This window comes from Arthrobacter sp. Soil736 (assembly GCF_001428005.1).
Lineage (GTDB): Bacteria > Actinomycetota > Actinomycetes > Actinomycetales > Micrococcaceae > Arthrobacter.
Map to the genome: position 1 here is coordinate 145,288 of NZ_LMSB01000045.1, position 23,408 is coordinate 168,695.

The following is a 23,408-nucleotide window of genomic DNA, read 5'->3' on the forward strand; positions in this document are numbered from 1 at the left end:
CTTATCCACAACTTGTCCGGCATGACTATGCCGACGGGGTAGCATCCCTTAGCTTTAACCCAATTGCACTGCCTCGGCCGGGGGCGGCAGTCGTATTGGGGAATACATGGATGCTGTACGGATAGTCGAGGATGAAGTCCGTGAGCTGATTCGTCGCAGGGGACTTGATCCGCTGCGGCAGGCCGGCGAGGTCAGGCGCCTCGTGGACGCGGCAGTAAGCGACTATGACGAGCGCGCCCTTATGGGGCCGCTTCCCCCTATCGGTCCGCTGGAACCTGCCCGCAGGTTCGTCTTCGACGCAGTAGCCGGCTTCGGCGCCCTCCAGCCGTTGCTGGATGATCCGGATATCGAGGAAATCTGGATCAACGCGCCGACGGAAATCTACGTGGCCCGGAGCGGCGAATCCGAGTTGACGTCCCTCAGCCTCACCGACCAGCAGATCCGGGATTTGGTTGAGCGCATGCTGAAAAGCTCCGGCCGGCGCCTGGACATGTCCTCGCCCTTCGTTGATGCCGCGCTGCCGGACGGATCACGGCTCCATGTGGTCATACCTGACGTCACCAGGCGCCACTGGGCCATCAACATCCGCAAGTTCGTGGTCAAGGCCAGCCGCCTCGAACACCTCGTTGAACTGGGCACTCTGACACCCCAGTCAGCACGGTTTCTCGGAGCCGCCGTGGCCAGCGGGCTCAACATCCTCGTATCGGGGGCCACCCAGGCGGGCAAGACCACAATGCTCAACTGTCTGGCGGCCAGCATCGGGAGCCGCGAGCGCGTGATCACCGTTGAGGAAATCTTCGAGCTCCAGTTTCCGCTGCGCGACGTCGTCGGGCTTCAGTGCCGGCAGCCCAACCTGGAAGGAGAGGGTGAAATCCCGCTGCGCCGGCTGGTCAAGGAAGCCCTCCGGATGCGGCCCGACCGTCTCGTGGTGGGAGAAGTACGGGAGGCCGAGAGCCTCGACATGCTCATCGCTTTGAATTCCGGGCTTCCGGGTATGTGCACGGTCCATGCCAACTCCGCGCACGACGCCGTGACCAAGATCTGCACACTTCCCCTGCTGGCCGGAGACAACATATCGAGCGCTTTTGTTGTCCCGACCGTAGCATCGTGCATTGATCTCGTGGTCCACTGCAGCCGCCAGGCCAACGGGCGCCGGCAGGTGACTGAGATCCTGTCGCTGGGCAGACGGGTAGAGAACGGCATTATCGAGTCGTCCATGATCTTCTCGATGATCGACGGCCAACTGCAGCTGAAAGCCAACTCGATGCCCGCAGCGGAGAAATTCGCGAAGGCGGGTTACGACGTCGCCGCCCTCCTGGAGCCGCGCTGATGGCGCCGCTGCTGGGGGTCCTGGCGGGGGCCGGGCTGTTCCTGATCTGGTGGTCGGCATGGGAAGAGCCTGATCGCGTCAAGAAGCAGCCCGGTACCGGCCGCCTGCAGGACCTGCTGCTTGCCGCCGGCGTCGAGAAGGTTACCGGCGCAGGCCTGGTCGGGAGCTGCCTGGGCCTCGGCGCCTTTGCCGTGCTGGTGTTCTTCGCCGTGAGCAAGTCATGGCCGATTTCGTTCTGCTTCGGACTGTTTGGCGCGTGGCTGCCGGTTGTGGTCGTGAAATGGAGGGCCAAGAGGCGAACTGCCGTCCTGCGGCGGCTCTGGCCCGACGTCGTCGATCACCTCAGGTCCGCCATCAGGGCCGGGTTGTCGCTGCCGGAGGCCCTTATTCAGCTGGGTGAAAAGGGGCCGGAGGAACTGCGCCATGTGTTTCGGGACTTCGGCTCCGACTATCGCTCGGGCGGGCAGTTCGACGCATCGCTCAACAGGCTCAAAGAGCGACTTGCCGACCCGGTTGCCGACCGTATTATCGAGGCACTGAGACTCACCAGGGAAGTGGGAGGCTCAGATCTCGGCAAGCTTCTGGGAACTCTGGCCGAATTCCTCAGGGAGAGTGCCCGGACCCGGAGCGAACTGGAGGCCAGGCAGTCGTGGACCGTCAACGCGGCCCGCCTCGCTGTTGCCGCCCCTTGGCTCGTCATGGTGCTGCTGGCGAGCCGCCCGGAGGCCGTGGCCGCGTACAACACGCCCATGGGGGCTGTGGTCCTGCTCGGCGGGCTTGTCGTTTCCTTGGTCTGTTACTCCGTCATGCTGCGGATAGGGGCCCTGCCTGAAGAAGAGAGGGTGCTGCGATGACAACGGTGCCGGCAGCTGCGATCGTGTGCGGCATGGTTCTCGGGGCCGGGCTCTGGCTCATCCTCGTCCGGCTTCCATTCATGCGGTCCATAAGCCTTGTGGAACGGATTGAGCCGCAGCTGCGATCCCAGAACATCGAATCCAGGCTCCTGCGGACACTGGACCACACCATCACGCCGTTTGGTCCGCTCGAACGCATTCTCCGCCCGCTCATCAAGGATGCCACCGCAAAGCTGGGCAAATTCAACCTCGGCTCGTCAGCCCTTACGCGCAGGCTCGCGCAGGCGGGCATCAGCAAGCCGCCCGTGAACTTCCGGGCAGAACAGTTACTCTGGGCCGTTTCCGGCTTCGCCGCCACGGTCTGTCTCATCGTTCTGGGCGCCCTCGCCGGGAGGTTCAGTCCGGTCCTGGCGGTCGTTGCTGCGGCCGGAAGCGCAGTGGGCGGGTTCCTGTTCCGGGACTACTGGCTGGGTGTGCAGATACGGAAGCGGCAAGAACGGATTATGGCGGAGTTCCCGAGTCTCGCCGAGATGATGGCGCTCGCCGTGAGTGCCGGAGAAAGCGCCACCGGTGCCTTGGACCGGGTGTGCCGGAGCGCACGCGGTGAGCTGGCAAAAGAATTCGGTGAGGTCCTCGCCGCAACCAGGGCAGGCAAGCCGCTCGTGGAAGCGTTGCAGGAGTTCTCGGCCCGGACGGATCTGGGACCACTCGTCCGGTTCGTCGACGGCATCATTGTGGCAGTGGAGCGGGGCACGCCCCTCGCAGAGGTCCTGAGGGCACAGGCCCAGGACGTCCGCGACACTGCGAAACGGGACCTGATGGAGTCAGCCGGAAAGAAGGAAATCGCGATGATGGTTCCCCTCGTGTTCGGTGTCCTGCCGCTGACCGTTGTCTTCGCCGTGTTCCCCGGTCTGGCGGCGCTCAGCCTGAATCTTTGACCTTCGGGCGCGCCCCGGTCCACAGACCCTACGCCAAACCGGGTTTCCGGTGACCACCAATCAGTTCTCAGAGAAAAGGGAAGTACATGACATTCATGGCCAGGCACCGAATGGCAACTGCCAATGCACTGATGGCGCTCATCGGGAGCCCCGCTGGGCTGACCCGGCCGGCGCGTCCCAAAGTTACGGGTAGGCCTGACCACCCGGAGCGGGGAGACGTTCCAGGTTGGGTCATGATTACCCTCATGTCGGCGGTGCTTGTTGCTGCCTTGCTGGCGCTCGCGGGCCCGGCGCTCGAGGCCATGTTCAACCAGGCAATGGACACGGTCGGAAAATAGGCCGGTGACAGTGATGGCCGCGGACCGTTCCGCGGACGCTGCCGGGAGCGAGCGCGGTTCTGCTGTGGTCGACTTTGTACTGGTAGGCGGGCTGCTCACGATGTTCTTCCTCGCCATCATCCAGCTCGCCCTCGTGCTGCACATCCGCAACACGCTGATCGATGCCGCGGCCTCGGGCGCGCGGTACGGAACACTGGCTGACCGCAGTGCCGAGGATGCGCGCCGGCGGACGGGCGAACTGATCGGAACAGCCCTCAGCATGGACTTCGCGCAGGACATCCAGACACGCGAAGTCACGTTCCATGGCCTCCGGACGCTGGAAGTAACCGTGAAGGCTCCAATGCCGGTCATCGGCCTCATTGGCCCCCGGGACATGCTGGAGGTCAAAGGCCATGCCCCCATCAGCGATTAACCCCTCCGTGCCCAGGAGGCGCAAGATCGCCAGCGTTCAGCCGTCGCCTTGGGACGCGGCCCTGTGGCTCGCAGAGCGCTTCTCGGAAGCCCTGTGCCTTGACCACAGGGAACCAGACCGGGGCGGGAACGCGACCGGCGGCCGCGTTGGCGGGCCCTCATTGCCGGGCGGCTCCCGCCAACGGGGGAGCGCTGTCGTGGAGTTCACCTTCCTGGGGCTGCTCCTGATGGTTCCGGTCGTGTACTTCATCATCACCATCGGCCAAATCCAGGGCGGCTCGTTCGCCGTCGTCGGCGCAGCAGACCAGGCCGCGAAGGTTTTTGTGGCCCAGCGCGACGAACCGTCGGGCCGCGCAGCAGCAGAGCAGGCCGCAATCCTGGCCATGGCCGACTACGGGCATCCTGCAGAAAACGCCCGCGTTGACGTCAGCTGCGACCCCGGCGACTGCATGGCCGCGGGGTCCGCGGTCACCGTGACCGTTCATCTGAGCGTGCCGCTTCCCTTCGTGCCATTCAGCGACGCCTTTCGCCTCAACGCCAGCCAACTGAACGCGGCGGCGACTCAGATTGTGGGCAAGTTCCGTTGAGCTTCGAGCCGACGCGCCGGACGCCCGGCGGAGCAGACGCAACCGGAGGCGAGGACGGGCAGATGGCTGTGCTCATCATCGGATTCGTCATGCTGGCACTCCTGGTGAGCACGGTCGTGATGGCGGCGTCCAGCCTATACATCGAGCACAAAAAACTGCTGTCCCTGGCCGACGGCGCATCAGTTGCTGCAGCCGACAGCTACACCCTGGGACAGGTGGAGACAAAGGGCGGAACCCCTTCGGCCGTCCTGAGCGGGGAACGCGTCAGGAGCGTCGCAGGGGATTACCTCAACCGGAACGGTGCCTTCGGTCGGTTCGAAGGGCTGGCCGTCACTGCGGCAACCGGAACACCCGACGGGTCCACCGCCGTCGTGGTCCTTAGCGCCGCGGTGCACCCTCCAGTGGTGAACTTCCTCGTACCGGACGGCATTCGCATCGAGGCGGCATCCACCGCCAGGTCGCGGCTCACACGCTAGACCGCCCCAGGACTCCAGCCACCCCTTCCCCGCCCACAGACTCCAGCCCATCCCGCCCGTGCGGCGGGAGGAGGCGGATAGCGTAGGCTTTAATAACCATGGCCCAAATAGATTTTTCCGCAGAAATCCGCGCATTGCGCGCCACCTACACCTCCATTGAGAACGTCACCAATGTCGAGGCGCTGAAGGAAGACATCGCAGAACTGAGCGAGCGCGCCGGCGAGCCGAACTTGTGGGACGACCCCGCAGCTGCCCAGGTGATCAGCTCCCGCCTGTCCCACCGGCAGTCCGAGCTTGAACGGCTGAACACGCTCGTGTCCCGCATTGACGACCTCGAGGTGCTGGTTGAGCTTGGCCAGGATGAAGACGACGCCGACTCGATGGGCGAAGCCGAAGCCGAACTCGAATCGATCCGGAAGTCGCTCAAGGAACTTGAGGTCGTCACGCTTCTTGCCGGCGAATACGACGAGCGGGAAGCCGTAGTCACCATCCGTTCGGGTGCCGGCGGCGTCGACGCAGCCGACTTCGCGGAAATGCTCCTGCGGATGTACCTGCGCTGGGCCGAACGCCACGGTTACCCCACCACCGTCATGGACACCTCCTATGCGGAGGAGGCCGGGCTCAAGTCCGCCACATTCGAAGTCAACGCGCCCTACGCCTTCGGCACGCTGAGCGTCGAGGCCGGAACGCACCGGCTGGTCAGGATCAGCCCCTTTGACAACCAGGGCCGCAGGCAGACCTCGTTCGCCGCCGTCGAAGTCATTCCGCTCATCGAACAGACGGACTCCGTCGACATCCCGGACAACGAGATCCGCGTGGATGTCTTCCGGTCCTCGGGCCCTGGCGGCCAGTCGGTCAACACGACGGACTCCGCCGTCCGGCTGACCCACATCCCCACGGGGACGGTGGTGTCCATGCAGAACGAAAAGTCGCAGCTGCAGAACCGCGCCGCCGCCATGCGTGTGCTGCAGTCCCGCCTCCTGCTCCTCAAAAAGGAGCAGGAAGACGCCGAGAAGAAGGCCTTCGCCGGTGATGTCAAGGCATCCTGGGGCGACCAGATGCGCTCCTACGTCCTGAACCCCTACCAGATGGTCAAGGACCTCCGGACCGAGCACGAAGTGGGCAACACGTCCGCGGTGTTCGACGGCGCGATCGACGACTTCATCGAAGCCGGCATCCGCTGGCGCACGGATAATCGCAACGCGAAAAAGTAGGCACCCACGAGGCTGATAGGCCAGCCTTTGGGCGCCAATCATGCGACACGCCCCGCTGACTCCCCGGTGAGCGCCGCCGCCCGTGCGTATAGTCGAAGGGCCGGAGCTCTACTTCCCCCAAGAGAAAGCCCCCGCACCGGTTGCAGACCATGCCCACAAAGCCGCGTCCTGCAGGGTATATAGGGCTATGATCCGTTTCGAAAATGTCACCAAGGTCTACGACCAGAACGCCCGGCCTGCGCTGGACTCTGTCAGCCTTGAAATCGACCGTGGTGAATTCGCCTTCCTCGTCGGCGCGTCGGGGTCCGGCAAGTCAACGTTTCTGCGGCTGGTGCTCAAGGAGGACCGCGCCACGTCCGGCATTGTCTACGTCGCGGGCCAAAACGTCGCCAACATCTCCAGCTGGCGGGTGCCGAGGCTCCGCCGGGGGATCGGCGTCGTGTTCCAGGACTTCCGCCTGCTTCCGCAGAAGAACGTCTTCGCGAACGTCGCGTTCGCCATGCAGGTCATCGGCAAGAGCCGCAGCGTCATCCGGGACACCGTCCCCGAAGTCCTCAAGACCGTTGGCCTCGAAGGCAAGGAGCGGCGCATGCCGCACGAACTTTCCGGCGGCGAGCAGCAGCGCGTGGCCATCGCCCGCGCAGTGGTCAACCGGCCCGGCATCCTGCTGGCGGACGAGCCCACCGGCAACCTGGACCCCACCACCTCCATGGGCATCATGGGCGTGCTGGACAAGATCAACCAGAACGGCACCACGGTGGTCATGGCCACGCACGACGACGACATCGTGAACGAAATGCGCAAACGCGTCGTGGAACTCAAGAACGGCAAGGTCATCCGCGACGAAGCCCGGGCCCTTTACACATCGATGATTCCCGTGGTCGGCCAGTCCCGCAGGCTCAAGGACGCCAGCGGACGGGACGACGCCGCGGATACCAGCCCGCCCCTGCCGGACCGCTCCCCGCGCTCAAGGGAGGACCAGCTGTGAGGCTCCAGTTCATCCTCGGCGAGATCGGCAGCGGCCTGCGGCGGAACCTCTCCATGGTGGTTTCCGTCATTCTGGTGACGTTCGTGTCGCTGACCTTCGTGGGCGCCGCCGGAATGCTCCAGCTGCAGATCAACCAAATGAAGGGCTACTGGTACGACAAAGTCCAGGTCGCCATCTTCCTTTGCGGTGAAGGCTCGGCGGCGGCCGGCTGCGCCACGGGACCAGTCACACCTGAGCAGCAGGAAAACCTGCGGACCCTGCTCGAATCACCGGCGGTTTCCCAGTACATCAACGACTTCCAGTTCGAGTCCAAGGAAGATGCCTACAAGCACTTCAAGGAGCAGTTCTCGAACTCGCCCATCGTCGACTCCGTCACCCCCGACCAGCTTCCGGCATCCTTCCGGATCAACATGAAGGATCCGGAAAAGTACCAGATCATCAGCGAGACATTCGCCTCGCAGCCCGGCGTGGAAACGGTCATTGATCAGCGGCAGGTCCTGGAGCGGCTGTTTTCCGTGATGAACGCGGCGTCGCTGGTGGCCGTGAGCATCGCCGGTGTCATGACGGTCTGCGCCATCCTGCTCATCGCCACCACCATCCGGCTCTCGGCGTTCAGCAGGCGGCGAGAGACGGGAATCATGAGGCTCGTGGGCGCCTCAAAGATCGTGATCCAGCTGCCGTTCATCCTTGAAGGCGTGATTGCCGCCGTGATTGGCGCAGCCTTGGCGTCGGGGACGCTGTGGGCCGTGGCCCATTTCTTCCTGGGCGAATTCATGTCCAAGCAATATCCGGACACGGCCTTCATTTCCCCGGCGCAGACGCTGCTCCTGGCTCCCGCCCTTATCGGCCTGGGCGTTGTCCTGGCGGGTACTTCATCTCTGCTGACGCTCCGCCGATACTTGAGGGTGTAGCCATGCACGAACAATTGCTCGAAAACTGGGCAAAACCTGCGCATGAAGAGGGGGCAAACTGGTCAGAATTGGCTGAAGCGCTCGGCATGAGCAAACAGGCAGCCTTGGGAGAAATTCAAATGAGAAATTCAAGGGACAAGATACCGACCACTGGAGGGAATTTCCTCGTCCGAACCAGCTTAATTCTCATTACCCCCGCGACATTGCTCTGGAGTCTCCTTGCGGTGCTCATTGTCGAACCGAAGGAATGCCCATGCTGACGAAGTCCGCCCGGCCCCCGCAAACCGGTCCGGCGGGACGCCAACGCAGGATGATGAGCGCCGCCCTCGCACTGATATTGGCGGCCAGCCTGGGGGCCTCGGCTCCGGCAGCCTTCGCCGACGATCTCGAAGACCAGCAGGCCGCGCTCAAGGCTGAGGCGGCACGCGTCCAGCAGTCGCTGGAGTTCGTGGACGCACGAATCTCCAAGGTGGCCGCCGACCTGGTCGTCTTCCGCGGCCAGCTCCCGGCTGCACAGCAGGCACTGCTTGAGGCGCAGGGCCGTGTGGCCAGCGCAGTGAAAGAGGTGGAGGCACTCGCCGCCCGGGTTGACCTTGCCCAGCAGAACAAGGCCAAGATCACGCAGCAGCTGGATACGGACAAGCAGAAGATCGCCAGCACCAAGAAGCTTATCGGCCAGATTGCCACGCAGGCCTACAAGTCCGGCGGAGTGCCGTCGAACCTGACGCTCTTCTTCGGCTCCAACAACACGGGCAGCCTCACGGACACCATTGACCTGGCAGACCAGGCCATGCGCAGCCAGAACTCGGCCATGGATAAGCTGACCCAGCAGAACGCCACCAACGTGAACTCGCAGGCCCGCCTCGAGGCGGTCGAAGCGGAGATCAAGGACCTCAAGGCCAAGGCCGACGCCGCGCTGGCCAAGGAGAAGGCGGCCCGGGACGAGGCAGCTGCCAAGAAGGCCAAGGTGGACAAGCTGATCGCCGATACCGCCCGGCTCAACAGGGAACTGGAAGCCGCCAGGCCGGGAATTCAGAAGAAGCTCGCGACGGTCAAGGCCCGGCAGGACGCCGTCGCCGCAGATATCGTCGAACGCGACCGGAAGCTGCGTGAAGCCTGGGAGGCGGAGCAGCGCCGCCTGGCGGCCATTGCCGCGGCAGCGGCCAAGGCCAAGGGCGAGGCTCCGAAGCCCTACGCTCCGGTGACCGGTCCGCCGTCGGCCTTCGGACTCCGCCACCCGTTCTCCGACGACGTGCCGATCACGTCGGGATTCGGCTGGCGGGCAACGCCGCCGGGAACCGTCGACTTCTACGGCTCCGGCGGGTACATGCACACCGGCATTGACTTTGGTGCCGCCTGCGGAACCCCTGTCTATGCGCCGGCAGCGGGCACCGTCTTCTCGGCCGGCTGGGCGGACGACGGCGGCGGCAATAACGTCAAGATCTCCCACGGCGTGGTCCAGGGGAACTCGCTGACCACGATCTTCTACCACAACAGCAGCGTCACCGTCTCGCCGGGCCAGCACGTCAGCCAGGGCCAGCTCATCGCCTACTCCGGCACCACCGGAAACTCCACGGGCTGCCACTCGCACTTCGAGACCTGGCTCAACGGAGAAGCGGTGGACCCGATGCGCCTGCTGTGAGGCACGCGTCAGCTGTGAGTTGGGTATCTGCGGCCCGGAGCTGCAGGCGCGCATCCGTGCCCCTGCATCTACTGCCGTAGACTTGTATGACCTGGTTCCGGAGCCTTCGGAACAGCCAAATTTTGAGATCTGAGGAGTTCCACCGTGCCCAAAGAAAGTGGCCGTAAGGTAGTGGCCACCAACCGGAAGGCCCGGCACGACTACCATGTCCTGGACACGTACGAGGCTGGCATCGCCCTCATGGGCACCGAGGTGAAAAGCCTTCGGGAAGGCCATGCCTCCATGGTTGACGGCTTCTGCACCTTCTACAACGATGAGCTGTGGATGGAGGGAATTCATATTCCCGAGTACAACCAGGGGAGCTGGACCAATCACGCCGCCCGCAGGCGCCGCAAACTGCTGCTGCATCGCGAGGAGCTCATCAAGATCTCGCATAAGATCCGGGAATCCGGCTTTACGGTGGTGCCTCTTCAGCTGTACTTCCTGGACGGCCGTGCCAAGGTGGAAATTGGCATCGCCAGAGGCAAGAAGGAGTACGACAAACGCCAGACGCTGCGGGAGCAGCAGGACAAGCGCGAAGCTCTTCGGGTCATGAGGGAACGCAACCGCCGGTAGGAATTTTTCGCCGCCAAGATGCGTTATGATGGGTAGTCCGGCAGGGATCTGGTACTTGTACCGCTGGCCCCGCCGGCTTGGTAACAAAATACGGGGATGATCGGTTTCGACGATGTTAGTCGCGACAGGTGAAGCGGGCCGAGGATGCAGAATTATCTCGTAAACGCTGTCTGCAAACCAATAAGTGCCAATTCTAAGCGCACTGACTTCGCTCTTGCTGCCTAAGCAGTAAGACAGTCCGTCAGCCCGAGGTTGCTATCGCCCCGGATCCTGGCGTCATTTAGATAGCCACTGCTGTTTGCCCCCGTCATCGGGGCAAACGGGACTCTTAGATGACTGGGCCCGGATCAGCCGCCTGTTTGCAGGACGGCTGGGGCCGAGAAATTCCGACGCAAACTGCGCCCGGAGAAGCCCTGACAACACGACATCGGACGGGGGTTCAATTCCCCCCATCTCCACCCTGTGTGGTGAGTCGAGACATCCTTCACGGATGTGTCGGGTCATCGGTGACACCCCGGTCTTCGGACCGGGGTGTTTTTCTTTGTCCGGGTTGGTGCCCGAGGGCCTCAGCCCATGATTTCCCGGAGCAACTTCGCCGTTTGCCGCAGGGACGTGTTCGGCATGTATGCCTCGGTGACCGCCCGGCCGATCCACGGAAGCCACAGCGGGTCCTGGTACATCATGTAGAGCGTGCGGTGCTGCGGCCGGAAACGCGCCTTGAAAGCAGCCAGCGACCGGAAGCCGTACACCGGCTCGAGGCCCCGCCCCAACAGCGCCAGGAATCTGCCCAAGGCATCGATGTTGGCCGCCACCGCAGAATTTCCCCCGGAGCCGGCCGCCGGAGCGACAAGAGGGGACCCGGAGAGTGACAGGACGTCAAGCGACTCTTTGAAGTGGATCACGGCGGAGGCGATCAGGAACTCCATTACGCCCGGGAAACCCTCCTGATTCCGCCGCATGAAATCGAGGGTCCGGCTGACGACCTGGCCGCGCTCGAATACTGGCAGCCAGCTGGTCACGCCGTGCACTTTCCCGTCTGCGTCCACGGCAAGGCCAATAAGTACATTGTCATCCTTGAGTTCTTCAAGGCTGCCCAGCGTGAACCCCATCTCGGGCAGGGCCTTCACAGAGACCCACGCTTCGGATATCTCATGGATTTGCGTGCGAAACCCTACGCTCAGTCCGCCGTAGGTGGACCACCGGGCAGTGATTCCCAGCTTCCGGGCCCTATTGAGCGCGGTACGGACGTTCTGCCATTCTTTTCCCTTGAATTCGATTTCCCGGATTGGCAGCAGTGTCTCCTCCGCGACCGCGACGCGACGGAAGCCGAGCCTCTGCAGATACTCCCAGTTGTCATCGGTGACCGAATACCAGCACGGCGCCAGGGACTGGGCCGCACAGAAGCGCGTGAACTCCTCCGCCGCGCGACTGGCGTCTTTCGGATACCCGAAGGGCGCGCCGATGGTCAAGGCGACGTCGTAGTGCACCTGGTATGCCACGCCCGCCGTCTGGGAAGCGTTGAACCAGTAGCGGTTGTTCGGCCACAGGGCCATCCAAGACAGCGAGCTTCCGCCCTGGCGGATCAGTTCCCTGGCCGTGGAGAATTCGCTGTCCGGTCGGGCGTTCCTCAGCCGGCGGCTGAGGAACAGCAGGAGCACGCTGATGACGGATACGAGCCAGAAGACGGCGCCCCCGTAACTGAAGATCAGCGTGGAAAAGAAGCCGTGCGGGAACACGGAAACCGAATACCGGAACGAGAACGGGTAGGGCAGGAACATCCTCGGAAGGGTGGCCAGCAATGCCAACAGTCCCGCTCGCCGGTGATAGTTGTCCTCCGCGAACCATGCGATCACATAGCCGGTGGCAAAGACGGCAAAGAGCGAGGGCAGCAGAATGGCTGTTCGACGGCGCAGGACAGGATCGGGATCGACGATGAAATGCCGCCGGTTGATGAAAAGCAGCCCGGCGATGACGAACGGCACAGTGACCACCGGCAGCACCTCGACGACCCCTGACTCCACGGGCAGCACCCGGCCTCCGGTGCGCATATAGCTCCCGAACAGCGAAAAGAGCTGCAGGTGGATCGCTGAGAGGACACCGATCACCAGGTGGACGGCGATCGCAGCCCACAGAGCCAAACGGTTTCCCCGCCGCAGACCTTCCGCACAAACGAGCAGCACCAGCAGGGGAACCAGCGCCAGCGCCTCACCTCCCGGGCCGTTAAGGCCGGGGCTGTGAATCACCTGGGCACAGCTCAGGTCGACGGCTGCCCGGCAATTGGCCTGGAGTTGGCTGATGGTCGGAATTGGATTGACGATCAGATCCCGGAGGATAGCCAAGGGCCCGGAAGGTGCCTGCGCCAGGGCTGCCATCGCCGGCCCGGCGGCGAAGACTGCCACCATCATCGACAGCAGCGCCCTGGTCTCGCGGCTCGTGGAGCGGGGCAGATGGGCTCCCGCCGGCCGTCCGTGAAGGATCCGGCCGAGGCCAAGGCCGCACAGGATGCCCAGGAAACTAGCCAACGCCTGCGGATGCCCGACGTAGAGCAGCAGCATGAGGGTGACGGCGACGATGACCGAGCGCAGCCGGCGGCGCCACAGCGCGCTGACGAGCGGACTGGCCGCCATCACGGCGGCCAGCGATCCGGCGAACGGACCGATGATGGCCCCGGGCCGCATGCTGGCGAGCCAGGCGCTCCCCAGAGCCGAACCGGCCAGGACCACAGTGAAATGCAGGACCAGGGCGCCCAGGTGGCCGCCGACGAAGGCCAGTGCCGTCCGCAGGGTGCCCATCGTGGCTTCCGCGAGCCCGACGCATCCCAGGATGATTGCCGTGGCCAGAAGGTAGGAGGCCAGATTTCCCGTAAAGAAGATGGAGAGGAGCGGCGCCCACCAGTCTCCGCGGGCAGCAGAGTCCAGGCTCTCCGCCACCAAGTGCCGCACTTCTGGCGGCGGACCGGACACGACAGAATGGGTTCCCACGGCGGCAGCCCACATGACTGCGGCCAGGAAGGAGGCCAACGGAACGCGGCCCACCAACCGAACGGCCGCCCGCAGCGGAGCCCGCCAACCGGCCCCCTTCGTCACGGAGCCAGCCCCATGGGCCGGGCCAGGAAATCCAACGCAGACTGCATTGAATCCAAGACGACCTTCCACGAGTGTCCGGCACCCGGGACGATGTCCGATTTGACGTGCATTCCGGCCTTGGCAGCGGCCGCGGCCAGAACGACGGCGTTGCCCCGGAACTCGGGATCGTCGGCCCCTGCGGCGAAGAATCCAAAGCTGTCCGGATAATTCCGGTGGGCCAGCAGCGTCAACGGGACCTCTGCAGTGAAGGCAGCGAGGTTTCCGGCGAATGCCTCGTTGGCCGTCTGCTGGCGTGAAATCGCCAGGGCGGGCTCGCGCTCGCCGCCAAAGCTCATGAAGTTGGGGTAGATGCGAGGATGCCGGGTGGCCATCTGGATGGCGCAGGTGCCGCCGAAAGAAAAGCCGCCCACAGCCCAATGCTGTGGGTTCGAGTCCACGTCGAGGTTGTGCTTGATCCATTCGGGTACGTCAACGCTCATGTACGTGTCCGTCTTGGCAATTGTGGTGTCCATGCACATCGTGTTGCCATCCTCGGTCCCGTTGGGGTCAGGAATGACAACCACTGGAGCCAGCCCCTGGTGCCTGGCGGCGAACTCGGCCATCATCCGAACGAGATCCCCGCTGTCGGCCCATACCCCCGGCCAGCCAGGCTGGCTGCCGACCAGAACAAGGACCGGAAGCTTGGGCCGGCTCTTCAGGAGGTACACCGGCGGCAGGTAAATATGGGCGTGGCGGCCATGCCACCCTGAAACCGTCCCCGGGATCTCCGCATGGCGCATGACGCCGGTGGCAGTCAAATGCACTCCGTGCCAGCGGTCGTAGAGCGGGGCGGTTTCGAAGGACATCCGGTCGCCGTGTTTTTTCATGGCGGACTCCAGCGGCAAAAGCGAGGACCCGGAGACGCCGAACAACGTGCCGACCGTCGGGAGCAGGCCGAAGTAGGCGTTGATCTGCTGCCCGCAGAGACTGAGCACCACGAGGGCGGCGACCGGAGCCAGGAGAGCGTGCCGAAGACCGCCAAGGAACATATTTCCGACGGCGACGGTTGCGGCGAAAACTCCGAGACCGGCCCACGCCACTACTTCCGGTGGAAGATCCTCGGGCCACACGAAGAAGACGTGAACCAATAGCCAGGCAAGGCCGAAGCAGCCTGCCATCGAAGCGGCCAGCGAAACGGCGGCAAAGATCCACCAGCGCGGGCGCCGGCGCAGCAACAGGAGGACAATGGAGACAGCGCAGAGGACGGCCAGGGTATCCGGAAACCACCCCTCCAAAAGACTGATTGAATACAGCCAGGTCTGCAACAGAATCCTCCAGGTCATACTTCCGGCGTCTCCACGCTAGCCACGGATTCTGGGCCTTTGCTGGGGATTAACTGGGCATTCGCACGGCGTTCCCGCCGTTGGTTCCTGTCGCTGGTCCCGACGCCGGTTTCTGCCGCTGGCTCCTTGTGAGACTGCCGCAGGGCTGCTTTGGTCAGCCGTAGATGAGGCATGAAATTCTCAGGCGCCAGCACGACAACACTCAGGCGGCTGTAAGGTTCCGGACCTATTGTCATCCTGGGCGGAGCGCAAGGGGGCTGGACGCTAGGAGGCAAAATGCAGCCGCTTTTGGACCTGAATATTCTGCAGAAACCCCTGCTCTACGCATTTGACGCGGCAAGCGTCCTGGCGTTCGTGTACCTGTTGATCCGGCCCGCGCCGCCTGCCCGCAGGCAGCGGGCCCCTGCATCATCCGCCGAAGGCCGGCGTTCGATTCCGCTGCGTTCGATTTTCCGGCGATCCAGTCCCCAGCGGCCCAGTCCGCGGCGCGCCAATCCCCAGGGCCGCCGCGCCTGGCCCCTGGCCGCGGCGGCCGCCGTGGCCGGCGGATCCCTGGCGGGCGTCCTCACCCTCTATGTCTGCGAGACCTGGCTCAACATCTTCGGCCTGCCCCTGGATCCCGACACCCATGCCTGGGTCATAGCCCTCTTCGGCTCGGTGGCGCTGGCCCTGCTGAACCTGTGGCGTTCACACTGGTGGCGCAAGGTTGCGGCCGGGGTTTCCATCCTGATCTTCGCTGCGACGGCGGCCCTCGGCATCAATGCCGCCTATGGCCTGAACGCCACCCTTGGCGCTTTGCTGGATCTCAACTCCGCCCGTCCGCTGGCGCTGCCGAAGCTGAGTTCAAGGCCGGATTCCAGCGGCCCGCTGTGGAAGACGTGGAAAGCCCCTGCTGGCATGCCCGCCGTGGGCCGGGACGGCCCCGTCTCAATCCCCGCCCCTGCGTCCGGCTTCCGCGCCCGTGACGCCCACCTTTACCTGCCGCCGGCGTCGCTGGTCCCGAATCCGCCTGCACTGCCCGTCATTGTCATGATGATGGGGCAGCCCGGCGGTCCCGAACAGGACAGGTCGGCCGTACGGGAACTCGACGCGCTTGCCCGGCAGCACCATGGCCTGGCCCCGCTGCTGCTGACTGTTGACCAGCTCGGCAATCCCTTCCAAAACCCGGTGTGCGTCGATTCGGACAGCGGCAACGTCTACACCTATGTGACCACTGACGTCGTCAACTTCGTCCGCCGGAATCTCAATGTCGACGCCGACCGCACTGAATGGGCCGTCGGAGGGTACTCCAACGGCGGGGAATGTGCGTTGTCGATCGGCGCGAAGCGCCCTGATCTTTTCGCGTCAATTCTGGACATATCAGGCGAACTGGAGCCGCTCAGCGGAACCGAAGCCAACACCGTCAACACTATCTTCAAGGGCAACCACACGGCATTCGCCGCGGAGGAGCCCGCCAACATCCTCAAAGCGCACAGGTATTCCAATGAACTCGCCATCTTCACCAGCGGCTCCTTGGACCACGCCTACACTGCCCAGGTGACGGCAGCAGCGGCCGACGCCCAGGCAGCCGGCATGGCCACCCGGCGATTTCTTGGCAGCGGCATAGGCCATCGGGGCGACGCCCTCGATTACGGCGTGAAGACGGGGCTGCCGCTCCTTTACCCGCGGTTCGGGCTCTCTGCGCCTGATAGCACGACGACGCCTGATACATCGACGCCTGGCGCCAAGAGCTGACAACCGACGCCGTCCTGTTCACCTACGGCTGTTCACCTACGGCGTAGCGCATTCGGGACTAGCCGGGGTGCTGCCGGAGTTGTTTCAGATAGCATTCAATCCTCACCACGTATGACAGGCCAAGGGAGGCGCGCCATGTCCACGGCGCCTGCAAGCTCATCCGATCCCGTCGGCGACGACGGACCGCTGGATGCCTACTCGGAGACGGTAATCAGGGTGGCCCAGACGGTCACGCCGCACGTCGCAGCCATCGAGATGACCGGAAACCGGCGGAACGGCAGATTCCGCGTCGGTGCAGGCTCTGCCGTGCTCTTCACGGAGGACGGATACCTGCTCACCAACGCCCATGTGGTGGCCGGGACACAGAAGGGACGGGCGGTCTTTGCCGACGGTTCCGGAACGGACCTTGAAGTGGTCGGAGCGGATCCGTTGTCGGACCTCGCCGTGATCCGTGGCCGGGCGCCGCATGTGCCTCCGGCGGAATTCGGTGATGCGGAATCCCTCCGCGTGGGTCAGCTGGTCATCGCGGTAGGCAATCCCCTCGGACTGGCAGGCTCCGTGACGGCGGGAGTGGTGAGCGGCCTGGGCCGCGCCATTCCGGTCTGGGCCGGCCGCAACCGGCGGGTCATTGAGGACGTTATCCAAACGGATGCCGCGCTCAACGCCGGCAGTTCGGGGGGTGCGCTGGCCGATGCCCGCAGCCGGATCGTGGGCATAAACACCGCGGTGGCCGGCGCCGGCCTGGGACTGGCAGTACCCATCAACACCACGTCACGACGCATCATCTCGGCGCTACTGGCTGACGGCCGCGTGCGCCGTGCCTACCTGGGTGTGGTCAGCACCCCCATCCGGCTGGGTGCAAGCGCCGTGGTCCGCACAGGGCAGCGCGATGGGCTCCGCGTCGTCGAAGTACTCTCGGGTTCCCCCGCAGAGCAGGCAGGCCTGCGGGCCGGCGACGTGTTGCTCAGGGCAGGCTCCCGGCCGGTCAGCAATGCCGAAAGCCTCCAGAAACTCCTCTTTGCGGAGGCCATCGGGGTGCCCATGGCCATTGCCATACTCCGTGACGGGCACGAACAGGAAATTGTTGCCGTGCCCGGCGAGATGGCGGACAGCATCTAACGAGGCACAGAAAACCAGCCACAAAAAAGCGGGGCCGGAATCCGGCCCCGCTTTCGTATTCGACGTAATCCGCAGTCAGCGTTTCTTCAGATGAGCGACCGGGTCCGGGGCACCTTCAATGGGTCCCTTGGCCTTCTTGTCCGCCCGTTTTTGCTTGATGGTTTTGCCCGCTTTTTTCTGCTGCTGCTGCTGGTGCGGTGTCTTGTCCGGCATGGCGTGCTCCCTCGTATGGAGGGGCACGAGAATGCCCCTCCATACGTAAATTACGCCTGTTTCATGCCAAATGTAACTGCGGGATGCGGGAGCTTCTGAGTCAGGCGGAGACGTCTGCGATGCCCACGAAACGGGTGCCCACGCCGTCGAACTCGTTCCGTACGAACCCGGGCGCCGGCGGCGGGATCTCGGCCGGGCTGTGATGCGCGCAACTGACGTACGTGAAGTCCGGCCACCACTTCTTGGGCCTGGCCGCTTCGGAGTATCCGCAGACGTCGCAGGTCAAATGCACCCAGACCGGCCGCTTCCCGGTTCGGTTGGCGCGGGACTGGAGCAGCCACTGCGGCGGATTGTCCAGGATTTCACCCAGCTCGGCCTCCGACAGGCGCTTGGGTATGCCGTGGCGCTGGGCCATTTCCAGGGGTACATCAAGGGCAATTGCCGCATCGCGTCTGCTAATCATCACAGTCCACGATACGGTAATGCAGGACCGCCGCCGGCCGGAGTGCTCCTCCAAAGCGCCTTCAGGGACAGGTTTTGGCGGCAGGGAAGGCGGCCCCGGTTCCGGCGGCCTACCCGCCGCTAAGCGCGATCCCGGCAGCCGCAGCTGCCAGGCCGGTCAGGAGGTTGGCACCGATGTTGAGGACCGCGGCGAGGTAGCGCTGCTCGCTGACCAGGCGCACGGTGGCGGTGGTCCAGGAGCTGAAAGTGGTCAGGCCGCCTGCGAGCCCGGTGGCCAGCGCGGCATGCCATTCCGGCCCGAACCGGCTGCTGATGCCGATGGACAGCCCGATCATGAGGCATCCGGCGACATTGACGAGCAAGGTGGCCCATGGCCAGTGGCGCCGCGAAGCTGAGCGGCCGGCCAACAGCGTGTCCACGCCAAACCGGATGAGGGCGCCGGCCATGCCGAACAGGCCTACCAAAAGCGCGGTCACGGGCGGTCCCCATTCAAACTTGCCAGCACTTTGCCGACGCGCCAGCCGGCTGCGGCGGCGCCCAGTCCGAGCACCACGGAGAGGCACAGGTAGGCAAGCCATACGCCGTGGAGTCCCTCCCGGGCCAGCCGGTCCACCGAAAGGGCGAGTGCGGAGAACGTGGTGAAGGACCCGAGCACGCCTGGACCGATGGCGGCGCGGAGCCAGAACGCGGTGTGCGGCCGTGCGATCCAGATGGTGGTGAGGGTGCCCAGGACGAAGCTTCCGGCAACGTTGATGCCCAGCGTGGTCCACGGCACTGACCCCTCGGCTTCGGGGAACAGCAGGACCAGCGCGTACCGCAGCTCCGTCCCCAGCAGCCCGCCCGCGGCGACCGCCGCCCAGGGCCGCCACCCGTGGGCGGCGGCAGTCTTCAGCGCGGATGCTCCGTCACCGGCGGCGCGCTTTAGCCGGGGGCCGGATTTCACCTGCGAACCGCCGCCGTGCGGAGGCCGTCCACCCAGAGCCCGTTCACTCAGAGCCCGGCCATCCGGCAGCCGGCATGCGCGGAGTCGCTGTGCACCCACAGCGCGGAGGCGACTTCGTCCGCGAGATCGAAGTCCCGGCTCGTCCCGGCGGAACCGATGCGGACCACGAGGGCGCCGCCGAACGGCTTGCGGCCCCTGACCTCGACGTTCGCGTCAAGGTCAATCTTTTCGGCGGAGAGGTAGCGGAGCAGTTCCGGGTTTTCGTCGCTGATCCGGGTGATCCTGCCGGTGTGCCCGTCGTCGAGTTCACTCATGCGGTGCGCAGAGGGCATCTGCACCGTGCCGTCCGCGGAGGGAATGGGATCACCGTGCGGGTCCCGGGTCGGGTTCCCCAGCCGGGCCGCCATCCGTTCGATGAACGTGTCCGAGACCGCGTGCTCCAGTTGCTCGGCTTCATCGTGGACTTCATCCCAGCTGTAGCCGAGGTCCTGCACGAGGTACGTTTCAATGAGGCGGTGCCGGCGGACCATGGAGAGCGCAAGGCGGACGCCCTCAGCCGTGAGCGTGATGGCGCTGTAAGGCTTGTGCAGCACCAGGCCCTGGTCCTTGAGCTTGCGGACCATCTCGGAGACCGAGGAGTTGGCGACGCCAAGGCGCTGCGCCAGCTGGGTGGAGGTAATGGGCTTGTCCTGCCACTCCGTGAAGGAATAGATGACCTTGACGTAGTCCTCGATCGAGGAGGATGGCGTGCTGGTCTTCACGGATCCAAGCCTACCCGGTGCCGGTGCGGCATCATGCCTTCGCTGCCCGCCATGTCTGGGTGAGATAGGGCAGGAGCAGCAGCTCGCCTTCTGCGTGCCCCAGATGTTCGTGGAGGTACCAGTCGAGGTTGCCGGTGACCTTGGCCCGGGTGGCTTCGTTGGCCCCAAGATAGTAGCTGCGCGACTTGACCAGCTCGAGGATGTCGTCCGGCGTGACCGGATCCTCCCACCGGGTCAGGTGGCTTTCCAGTCCGGTGAATTCCGGGCCTATCCGGGGGCGGAAGTCAGGTTTGTGGACATCGCCTGCGTGCATGATGCGGGAGAGCCGGTGGACCCAGGGCACGGAGGTGTCCAGCTGGTTCCAGATCAGGCCGAGCACGCCGCGCGGTTTGAGGATCCGTGCGATCTCGGCGCTGGCCAGCAGGGGATCGCACCAGTGCCATGCCTGGGCGACTGTGACGATGTCGAAGGCCGCGGCGGGCAGCCCGGTGTTCTCTGCGGTCCCTTCCAGCGCCGCCACCGACGGGAAGTCGAGGCGGAGCTGATCAAGCATGTCCGGCGAGGGGTCCACGGCGCTGACAGCGAGGCCGCGTTCCACAAGGAGCGCGGTGTACTTGCCCGTGCCGGCGCCCAGGTCAGCGGCCGTGCCGGCTCCGGCGGGAATCAGCCAGTCCGCGGAGTCAGCAGGGTAGCCGGGGCGGACGCGGTGGTAGTGCTCGCCGCCGTCCTGGAAGGCTTGCCCGAGCTCCTGCCGCCGCCCGTGATCGAGTTTGGGACCACCCCGTGCCACGCGCAGTCTCCTTAGGCCATGCCGAAAATTTACCCTTCGAATTTACCGCATGCAGCAGTCCGCCGCATTGCCGGCGCCAGTCCCGGGTGCGGCGTCAGTCCTGGGCGCACGGGGCCGCTCCGGCGGTTCCCGGCGTATTGGGTGCCCAGTCCGGGTAGGTGCGGGTGTCATTGGCCGGAACCCAGCGTCCGGAGTCCACCACGTAGTCCCAGCCGAGGCCGGTCCGGCGGAGCTCCTCGATGCCGGCCAGCAGGCGCTGTGCATCCTCGAGCCGCGATCCCACGCCGAAGCTTGCGCGCAGGGATCCGGAGGGGAGGCCGAGGCGCTTGAGGAGCGGGTGGGCGCAGAAGCGGCCGTCCCGGAGTCCCACGCCGTGCTCGGCCGACAGGTAAGCGGCCACCAGGCCGGCGTCGTAACCGGCTAGGGAGAAGTTGACCACGCCGATCGTGTCCGTGTCCGGGTTGGTGTCGGAGAAAATCTGGTGGACGGTGACGCCGTCGATCTTCTGCAGCCCCTCGACAAGGAAGGACCGGATGGCGGCCTCATGCGCGTGCCATTGCTCCGGGTCCAGCGCCGCGACCACCTGGGTTGCACGGGCAAGCGTGGCCGCGCCCAGGACGTTGGGGGAGCCGCCCTCATGGCGAGCGGGGCCGGTGGCCCAGCTGACGCCGTCGAGCCGGGCTTCGCTGACGGCGCCGCCGCCCGCGAGGTGGGGCGTGCCGGCGTCGAGCCAGTCCGGCCGCCCGACCAGCACGCCGGCGCCGAACGGCGCGTAGAGCTTGTGGCCCGAAAAGGCAACGTAGTCGACGTCGTCCGCGGCGATGTTGATCCGGCGGTGCGGCGCGAGCTGCGCCGCATCCACCGCGATCCTGGCACCGAACTCGTGGGCCAGCGCGGCGAGGCGGCGGATGGGCAGGATTTCGCCGGTGACGTTGGAGGCGCCGGTGACGGCGAGGAGGCTGACGTCGCCGTGCTCCAGTTCGGCGCGCAGGGCTGCGATGGTGCCTTCAATCGTTTCGGACGCCACGACGCTGCGGTGCGGCACGCCCTGCCACGGCAGCAGGTTGGCGTGGTGCTCGATGTCGAGGTACAGAACCTCGCCGGTGTGGTGGTGGTCCACCACGGGCAGGCAGCCGGCCAGCAGGTTCAGGGAATCGGTGGTGTTCCGGGTGAAGATCACCGAGTCATCCGCGCGGCCGCCGACGAATTCGCGGACGATGTTCCGGGCATTCTCGTAGACGGAGGTGCTGATCTGCGACGCGTAGCCGGCGCCGCGGTGGACACTGGCGTAGAAGGGCAGGATCTCGTTGAGATAGGCCGACACAACGGACAGCGCCGGTGCGGACGCTCCGTAGTCGAGGTTGGCGTAGCGGACGTGTCCGCCCTGGATCAGCGGCGCCTGGATCTCGGCGCCGGTGACCGCAGCCAGGGGCCGGCCGGCAGCGGCAAAGCGGTCGTCAAGCAGTCCGGTGCCGCTGGTGGAAGGGAAGATTGCAGTCGTCATGGGACCTCGCTCTGAAAGGACCCCTTGTGACGGGGATCCGCGCTTGCCGGGTCCGTTCCGGACCGGCCTGGTCGTCACCCGGGGCACCCCACCGCGAATGGAGGGTTGCCGGCCAGCAAACCGGGGTTTCGCGCTGGCACTCGTGACCTGTTACGAGCCTAGGTCATCACGGCAGGCGATGAAAAAGACGGACGCGAATATTAAGCCGTTTGTTACGGAGGCGCTGAATTGCCCGGTTCGCCGAATATACGGCGGCGGACGCCTCCCTGAGGGGCGCCCGCCGTCGTAATATTTTCTTTTGAAGGATCCGGAAATGACCTAGAGCAGATCATCCAGCTGCGGATTGAGGCGCCTGAGGACCTCCGAATGCAGGATGGAGTTCGTGGCCAGGGCGTTGCCGCCGAACGGGCCGTCGGTGCCTTCCAGCGAGGTGAAGCGGCCGCCCGCTTCCGTGACGATGGGCACCAGTGCAGCCATGTCATACAGGTTCAGTTCCGGCTCGCAGGCGATGTCGACAGCGCCTTCAGCCACCAGGCAGTAGGACCAGAAATCACCGAAGGCGCGTGTCCGCCATACGTCCTCGGTAAGGCCGAGGAACTCGTCCAGGTTTCCCCGCTCCTTCCAGCCGCCGAGGCTGGAATAGGACAGCGAGGCGTCCGACAGTTTCGAGACATTCGAGACCTTGAGCCGGGTGGCGGCGGCAAGCGAACGGCCCATGTAGGCGCCGGCCCCCTTGGCAGCCCACCAGCGCTTGCCGAGTGCCGGCGCGCTCACCACGCCCACTACGGGCTCGCCCTCATCGACGAGGGCGATCAGCGTGGCCCAGACGGGAACCCCGCGGACGAAGTTCTTGGTCCCGTCGATGGGGTCGATGATCCAGCGCCGGGAGCCGTGGCCGGAACTGCCGAACTCCTCGCCGAGGACGGCATCGCGGGGGCGGGAACGGGAAAGTTGGCCGCGGATGGACTCCTCGGCGGCCTTGTCAGCATCGGTGACCGGCGTCAGATCTGGCTTGGTTTCGATCTGAAGGTCAAGCGCCTTGAACCGGCTCATGGTCTGGTCATCCACGGAATCCGCCAGCACATGGGCCAGTCGCAGGTCATCGTTGTAGCTCGAAGCGGGTTGGGTCATGGTTCCAAACTACCGTCAAAGGCCCGGCCGGGCGGGGAT

The 23,408-nt window shown here is 65.1% G+C and carries 25 protein-coding genes, 1 other RNA gene and 1 riboswitch; of the genes, 16 read left to right on the plus strand and 10 right to left on the minus strand.

Features of this window, described 5'->3' with window-relative positions; translation table 11 throughout:
• Nucleotides 1-106 precede the first annotated feature (106 nt).
• The 14 genes from ASG92_RS21790 to ssrA all read left to right on the plus strand — a co-directional run bounded on the left by ASG92_RS21790 (nt 107) and on the right by ssrA (nt 10,765).
• Nucleotides 107-1,330: an ATPase, T2SS/T4P/T4SS family gene (locus ASG92_RS21790; protein ID WP_056633295.1), complete on the plus strand. Its 1,224-nt coding sequence runs from the start codon at nt 107-109 to the stop codon at nt 1,328-1,330.
• Nucleotides 1,330-2,184 (plus strand): type II secretion system F family protein, encoded by an 855-nt coding sequence (locus ASG92_RS21795; protein WP_056633298.1) that lies wholly within the window; start codon nt 1,330-1,332, stop codon nt 2,182-2,184. The genes ASG92_RS21790 and ASG92_RS21795 overlap by 1 nt, the downstream gene beginning before the upstream one ends.
• Nucleotides 2,181-3,122, plus strand: coding sequence for a type II secretion system F family protein (locus ASG92_RS21800; RefSeq protein ID WP_056633300.1), 942 nt, complete (start codon nt 2,181-2,183; stop codon nt 3,120-3,122). Before ASG92_RS21795 ends, ASG92_RS21800 begins: the two co-directional genes overlap by 4 nt.
• 131 nt (nt 3,123-3,253) lie before the next feature.
• Complete coding sequence (locus ASG92_RS21805) at nt 3,254-3,460, plus strand: hypothetical protein (protein ID WP_082579671.1); 207 nt, start codon at nt 3,254-3,256, stop codon at nt 3,458-3,460.
• Nucleotides 3,461-3,473: 13 nt separating this feature from the next.
• Nucleotides 3,474-3,872: a TadE family protein gene (locus ASG92_RS21810; RefSeq protein ID WP_056633303.1), complete on the plus strand. Its 399-nt coding sequence runs from the start codon at nt 3,474-3,476 to the stop codon at nt 3,870-3,872.
• Entirely contained in the window at nt 3,853-4,458 is a 606-nt protein-coding gene (locus ASG92_RS21815) for a hypothetical protein (protein ID WP_240987249.1), read from the plus strand. Before ASG92_RS21810 ends, ASG92_RS21815 begins: the two co-directional genes overlap by 20 nt.
• 62 nt (nt 4,459-4,520) lie before the next feature.
• The gene (locus ASG92_RS21820; RefSeq protein ID WP_056633819.1) at nt 4,521-4,934 is read left to right on the plus strand and encodes a pilus assembly protein TadG-related protein; all 414 of its coding nucleotides are present in this window, start codon (nt 4,521-4,523) and stop codon (nt 4,932-4,934) included.
• Between the two features lie 98 nt (nt 4,935-5,032).
• Nucleotides 5,033-6,148, plus strand: coding sequence for a peptide chain release factor 2 (gene prfB, locus ASG92_RS21825; protein WP_056633309.1), 1,116 nt, complete (start codon nt 5,033-5,035; stop codon nt 6,146-6,148).
• A gap of 187 nt (nt 6,149-6,335) precedes the next feature.
• Nucleotides 6,336-7,136 carry a cell division ATP-binding protein FtsE gene (gene ftsE, locus ASG92_RS21830; RefSeq protein WP_056633312.1) on the plus strand — a complete coding sequence of 267 codons (801 nt, stop codon included), beginning with the start codon at nt 6,336-6,338 and terminating at the stop codon, nt 7,134-7,136.
• Nucleotides 7,133-8,047 carry a permease-like cell division protein FtsX gene (ftsX, locus tag ASG92_RS21835; protein ID WP_056633315.1) on the plus strand — a complete coding sequence of 305 codons (915 nt, stop codon included), beginning with the start codon at nt 7,133-7,135 and terminating at the stop codon, nt 8,045-8,047. Before ftsE ends, ftsX begins: the two co-directional genes overlap by 4 nt.
• A gap of 2 nt (nt 8,048-8,049) precedes the next feature.
• Nucleotides 8,050-8,307 (plus strand): hypothetical protein, encoded by a 258-nt coding sequence (locus ASG92_RS28635; RefSeq protein ID WP_157372388.1) that lies wholly within the window; start codon nt 8,050-8,052, stop codon nt 8,305-8,307.
• Entirely contained in the window at nt 8,301-9,689 is a 1,389-nt protein-coding gene (locus tag ASG92_RS21840; RefSeq protein ID WP_056633318.1) for a M23 family metallopeptidase, read from the plus strand. The genes ASG92_RS28635 and ASG92_RS21840 overlap by 7 nt, the downstream gene beginning before the upstream one ends.
• A gap of 144 nt (nt 9,690-9,833) precedes the next feature.
• The gene (gene smpB / locus ASG92_RS21845) at nt 9,834-10,304 is read left to right on the plus strand and encodes an SsrA-binding protein SmpB (protein WP_056633321.1); all 471 of its coding nucleotides are present in this window, start codon (nt 9,834-9,836) and stop codon (nt 10,302-10,304) included.
• A gap of 92 nt (nt 10,305-10,396) precedes the next feature.
• Nucleotides 10,397-10,765: a transfer-messenger RNA gene (gene ssrA, locus ASG92_RS27715) on the plus strand.
• A 105-nt stretch (nt 10,766-10,870) separates the two neighbouring features.
• On the opposite strand, the gene ASG92_RS21850 is transcribed toward ssrA, so the two are convergent.
• On the minus strand, nt 10,871-13,285 hold the full coding sequence (locus ASG92_RS21850) for a DUF2156 domain-containing protein (protein WP_162256351.1): 2,415 nt from the start codon (nt 13,283-13,285) through the stop codon (nt 10,871-10,873).
• A gap of 101 nt (nt 13,286-13,386) precedes the next feature.
• Nucleotides 13,387-14,712 carry an alpha/beta hydrolase-fold protein gene (locus tag ASG92_RS21855; RefSeq protein WP_056633325.1) on the minus strand — a complete coding sequence of 442 codons (1,326 nt, stop codon included), beginning with the start codon at nt 14,710-14,712 and terminating at the stop codon, nt 13,387-13,389.
• 276 nt (nt 14,713-14,988) lie between these two features.
• Between ASG92_RS21855 and ASG92_RS21860 the strand changes: the two genes are divergently transcribed.
• A complete protein-coding gene (locus ASG92_RS21860) occupies nt 14,989-16,446 on the plus strand; it encodes an alpha/beta hydrolase-fold protein (protein ID WP_056633328.1) in 1,458 nt (485 codons plus the stop codon).
• A gap of 135 nt (nt 16,447-16,581) precedes the next feature.
• Entirely contained in the window at nt 16,582-17,565 is a 984-nt protein-coding gene (locus ASG92_RS21865; RefSeq protein ID WP_056633330.1) for a trypsin-like peptidase domain-containing protein, read from the plus strand.
• A gap of 75 nt (nt 17,566-17,640) precedes the next feature.
• On the opposite strand, the gene ASG92_RS29350 is transcribed toward ASG92_RS21865, so the two are convergent.
• The 8 genes from ASG92_RS29350 to hisN all read right to left on the minus strand — a co-directional run bounded on the left by ASG92_RS29350 (nt 17,641) and on the right by hisN (nt 23,369).
• Nucleotides 17,641-17,778, minus strand: coding sequence for a hypothetical protein (locus tag ASG92_RS29350; RefSeq protein ID WP_200952050.1), 138 nt, complete (start codon nt 17,776-17,778; stop codon nt 17,641-17,643).
• Nucleotides 17,779-17,878: 100 nt separating this feature from the next.
• Nucleotides 17,879-18,241, minus strand: coding sequence for a hypothetical protein (locus tag ASG92_RS21870; RefSeq protein WP_056633333.1), 363 nt, complete (start codon nt 18,239-18,241; stop codon nt 17,879-17,881).
• Between the two features lie 109 nt (nt 18,242-18,350).
• Nucleotides 18,351-18,716 carry a CrcB family protein gene (locus ASG92_RS21875; protein WP_056633336.1) on the minus strand — a complete coding sequence of 122 codons (366 nt, stop codon included), beginning with the start codon at nt 18,714-18,716 and terminating at the stop codon, nt 18,351-18,353.
• On the minus strand, nt 18,713-19,132 hold the full coding sequence (locus ASG92_RS21880; protein ID WP_056633822.1) for a CrcB family protein: 420 nt from the start codon (nt 19,130-19,132) through the stop codon (nt 18,713-18,715). Before ASG92_RS21880 ends, ASG92_RS21875 begins: the two co-directional genes overlap by 4 nt.
• Before the next feature lie 98 nt (nt 19,133-19,230).
• On the minus strand, nt 19,231-19,944 hold the full coding sequence (locus ASG92_RS21885; protein ID WP_056633339.1) for a metal-dependent transcriptional regulator: 714 nt from the start codon (nt 19,942-19,944) through the stop codon (nt 19,231-19,233).
• A 31-nt stretch (nt 19,945-19,975) separates the two neighbouring features.
• Complete coding sequence (locus ASG92_RS21890) at nt 19,976-20,734, minus strand: class I SAM-dependent methyltransferase (RefSeq protein ID WP_056633342.1); 759 nt, start codon at nt 20,732-20,734, stop codon at nt 19,976-19,978.
• 94 nt (nt 20,735-20,828) lie between these two features.
• The gene (locus tag ASG92_RS21895) at nt 20,829-22,238 is read right to left on the minus strand and encodes an aminotransferase class V-fold PLP-dependent enzyme (protein ID WP_056633345.1); all 1,410 of its coding nucleotides are present in this window, start codon (nt 22,236-22,238) and stop codon (nt 20,829-20,831) included.
• Between the two features lie 34 nt (nt 22,239-22,272).
• Nucleotides 22,273-22,386, minus strand: a riboswitch (SAM riboswitch).
• A gap of 170 nt (nt 22,387-22,556) precedes the next feature.
• Entirely contained in the window at nt 22,557-23,369 is an 813-nt protein-coding gene (hisN, locus tag ASG92_RS21900) for a histidinol-phosphatase (protein WP_056633348.1), read from the minus strand.
• Nucleotides 23,370-23,408 lie beyond the last annotated feature (39 nt).

What these genes read in the sequence shown, in the direction of transcription:
- ASG92_RS21790 (WP_056633295.1), top strand. Translation starts at nt 107, where the DNA reads ATGGATGCTGTACGGATAGTCGAGGATGAAGTCCGTGAGCTGATTCGT.
- ASG92_RS21795 (WP_056633298.1), top strand. Translation starts at nt 1,330, where the DNA reads ATGGCGCCGCTGCTGGGGGTCCTGGCGGGGGCCGGGCTGTTCCTGATC.
- ASG92_RS21800 (WP_056633300.1), top strand. Translation starts at nt 2,181, where the DNA reads ATGACAACGGTGCCGGCAGCTGCGATCGTGTGCGGCATGGTTCTCGGG.
- ASG92_RS21805 (WP_082579671.1), top strand. Translation starts at nt 3,254, where the DNA reads ATGGCGCTCATCGGGAGCCCCGCTGGGCTGACCCGGCCGGCGCGTCCC.
- ASG92_RS21810 (WP_056633303.1), top strand. Translation starts at nt 3,474, where the DNA reads ATGGCCGCGGACCGTTCCGCGGACGCTGCCGGGAGCGAGCGCGGTTCT.
- ASG92_RS21815 (WP_240987249.1), top strand. Translation starts at nt 3,853, where the DNA reads ATGCCCCCATCAGCGATTAACCCCTCCGTGCCCAGGAGGCGCAAGATC.
- ASG92_RS21820 (WP_056633819.1), top strand. Translation starts at nt 4,521, where the DNA reads ATGGCTGTGCTCATCATCGGATTCGTCATGCTGGCACTCCTGGTGAGC.
- prfB (WP_056633309.1), top strand. Translation starts at nt 5,033, where the DNA reads ATGGCCCAAATAGATTTTTCCGCAGAAATCCGCGCATTGCGCGCCACC.
- ftsE (WP_056633312.1), top strand. Translation starts at nt 6,336, where the DNA reads ATGATCCGTTTCGAAAATGTCACCAAGGTCTACGACCAGAACGCCCGG.
- ASG92_RS28635 (WP_157372388.1), top strand. Translation starts at nt 8,050, where the DNA reads ATGCACGAACAATTGCTCGAAAACTGGGCAAAACCTGCGCATGAAGAG.
- ASG92_RS21840 (WP_056633318.1), top strand. Translation starts at nt 8,301, where the DNA reads ATGCTGACGAAGTCCGCCCGGCCCCCGCAAACCGGTCCGGCGGGACGC.
- ASG92_RS21855 (WP_056633325.1), bottom strand. Translation starts at nt 14,712, where the DNA reads ATGACCTGGAGGATTCTGTTGCAGACCTGGCTGTATTCAATCAGTCTT.
- ASG92_RS21860 (WP_056633328.1), top strand. Translation starts at nt 14,989, where the DNA reads ATGCAGCCGCTTTTGGACCTGAATATTCTGCAGAAACCCCTGCTCTAC.
- ASG92_RS21865 (WP_056633330.1), top strand. Translation starts at nt 16,582, where the DNA reads ATGTCCACGGCGCCTGCAAGCTCATCCGATCCCGTCGGCGACGACGGA.
- ASG92_RS29350 (WP_200952050.1), bottom strand. Translation starts at nt 17,778, where the DNA reads ATGCCGGACAAGACACCGCACCAGCAGCAGCAGCAGAAAAAAGCGGGC.
- ASG92_RS21870 (WP_056633333.1), bottom strand. Translation starts at nt 18,241, where the DNA reads ATGATTAGCAGACGCGATGCGGCAATTGCCCTTGATGTACCCCTGGAA.
- ASG92_RS21895 (WP_056633345.1), bottom strand. Translation starts at nt 22,238, where the DNA reads ATGACGACTGCAATCTTCCCTTCCACCAGCGGCACCGGACTGCTTGAC.
- hisN (WP_056633348.1), bottom strand. Translation starts at nt 23,369, where the DNA reads ATGACCCAACCCGCTTCGAGCTACAACGATGACCTGCGACTGGCCCAT.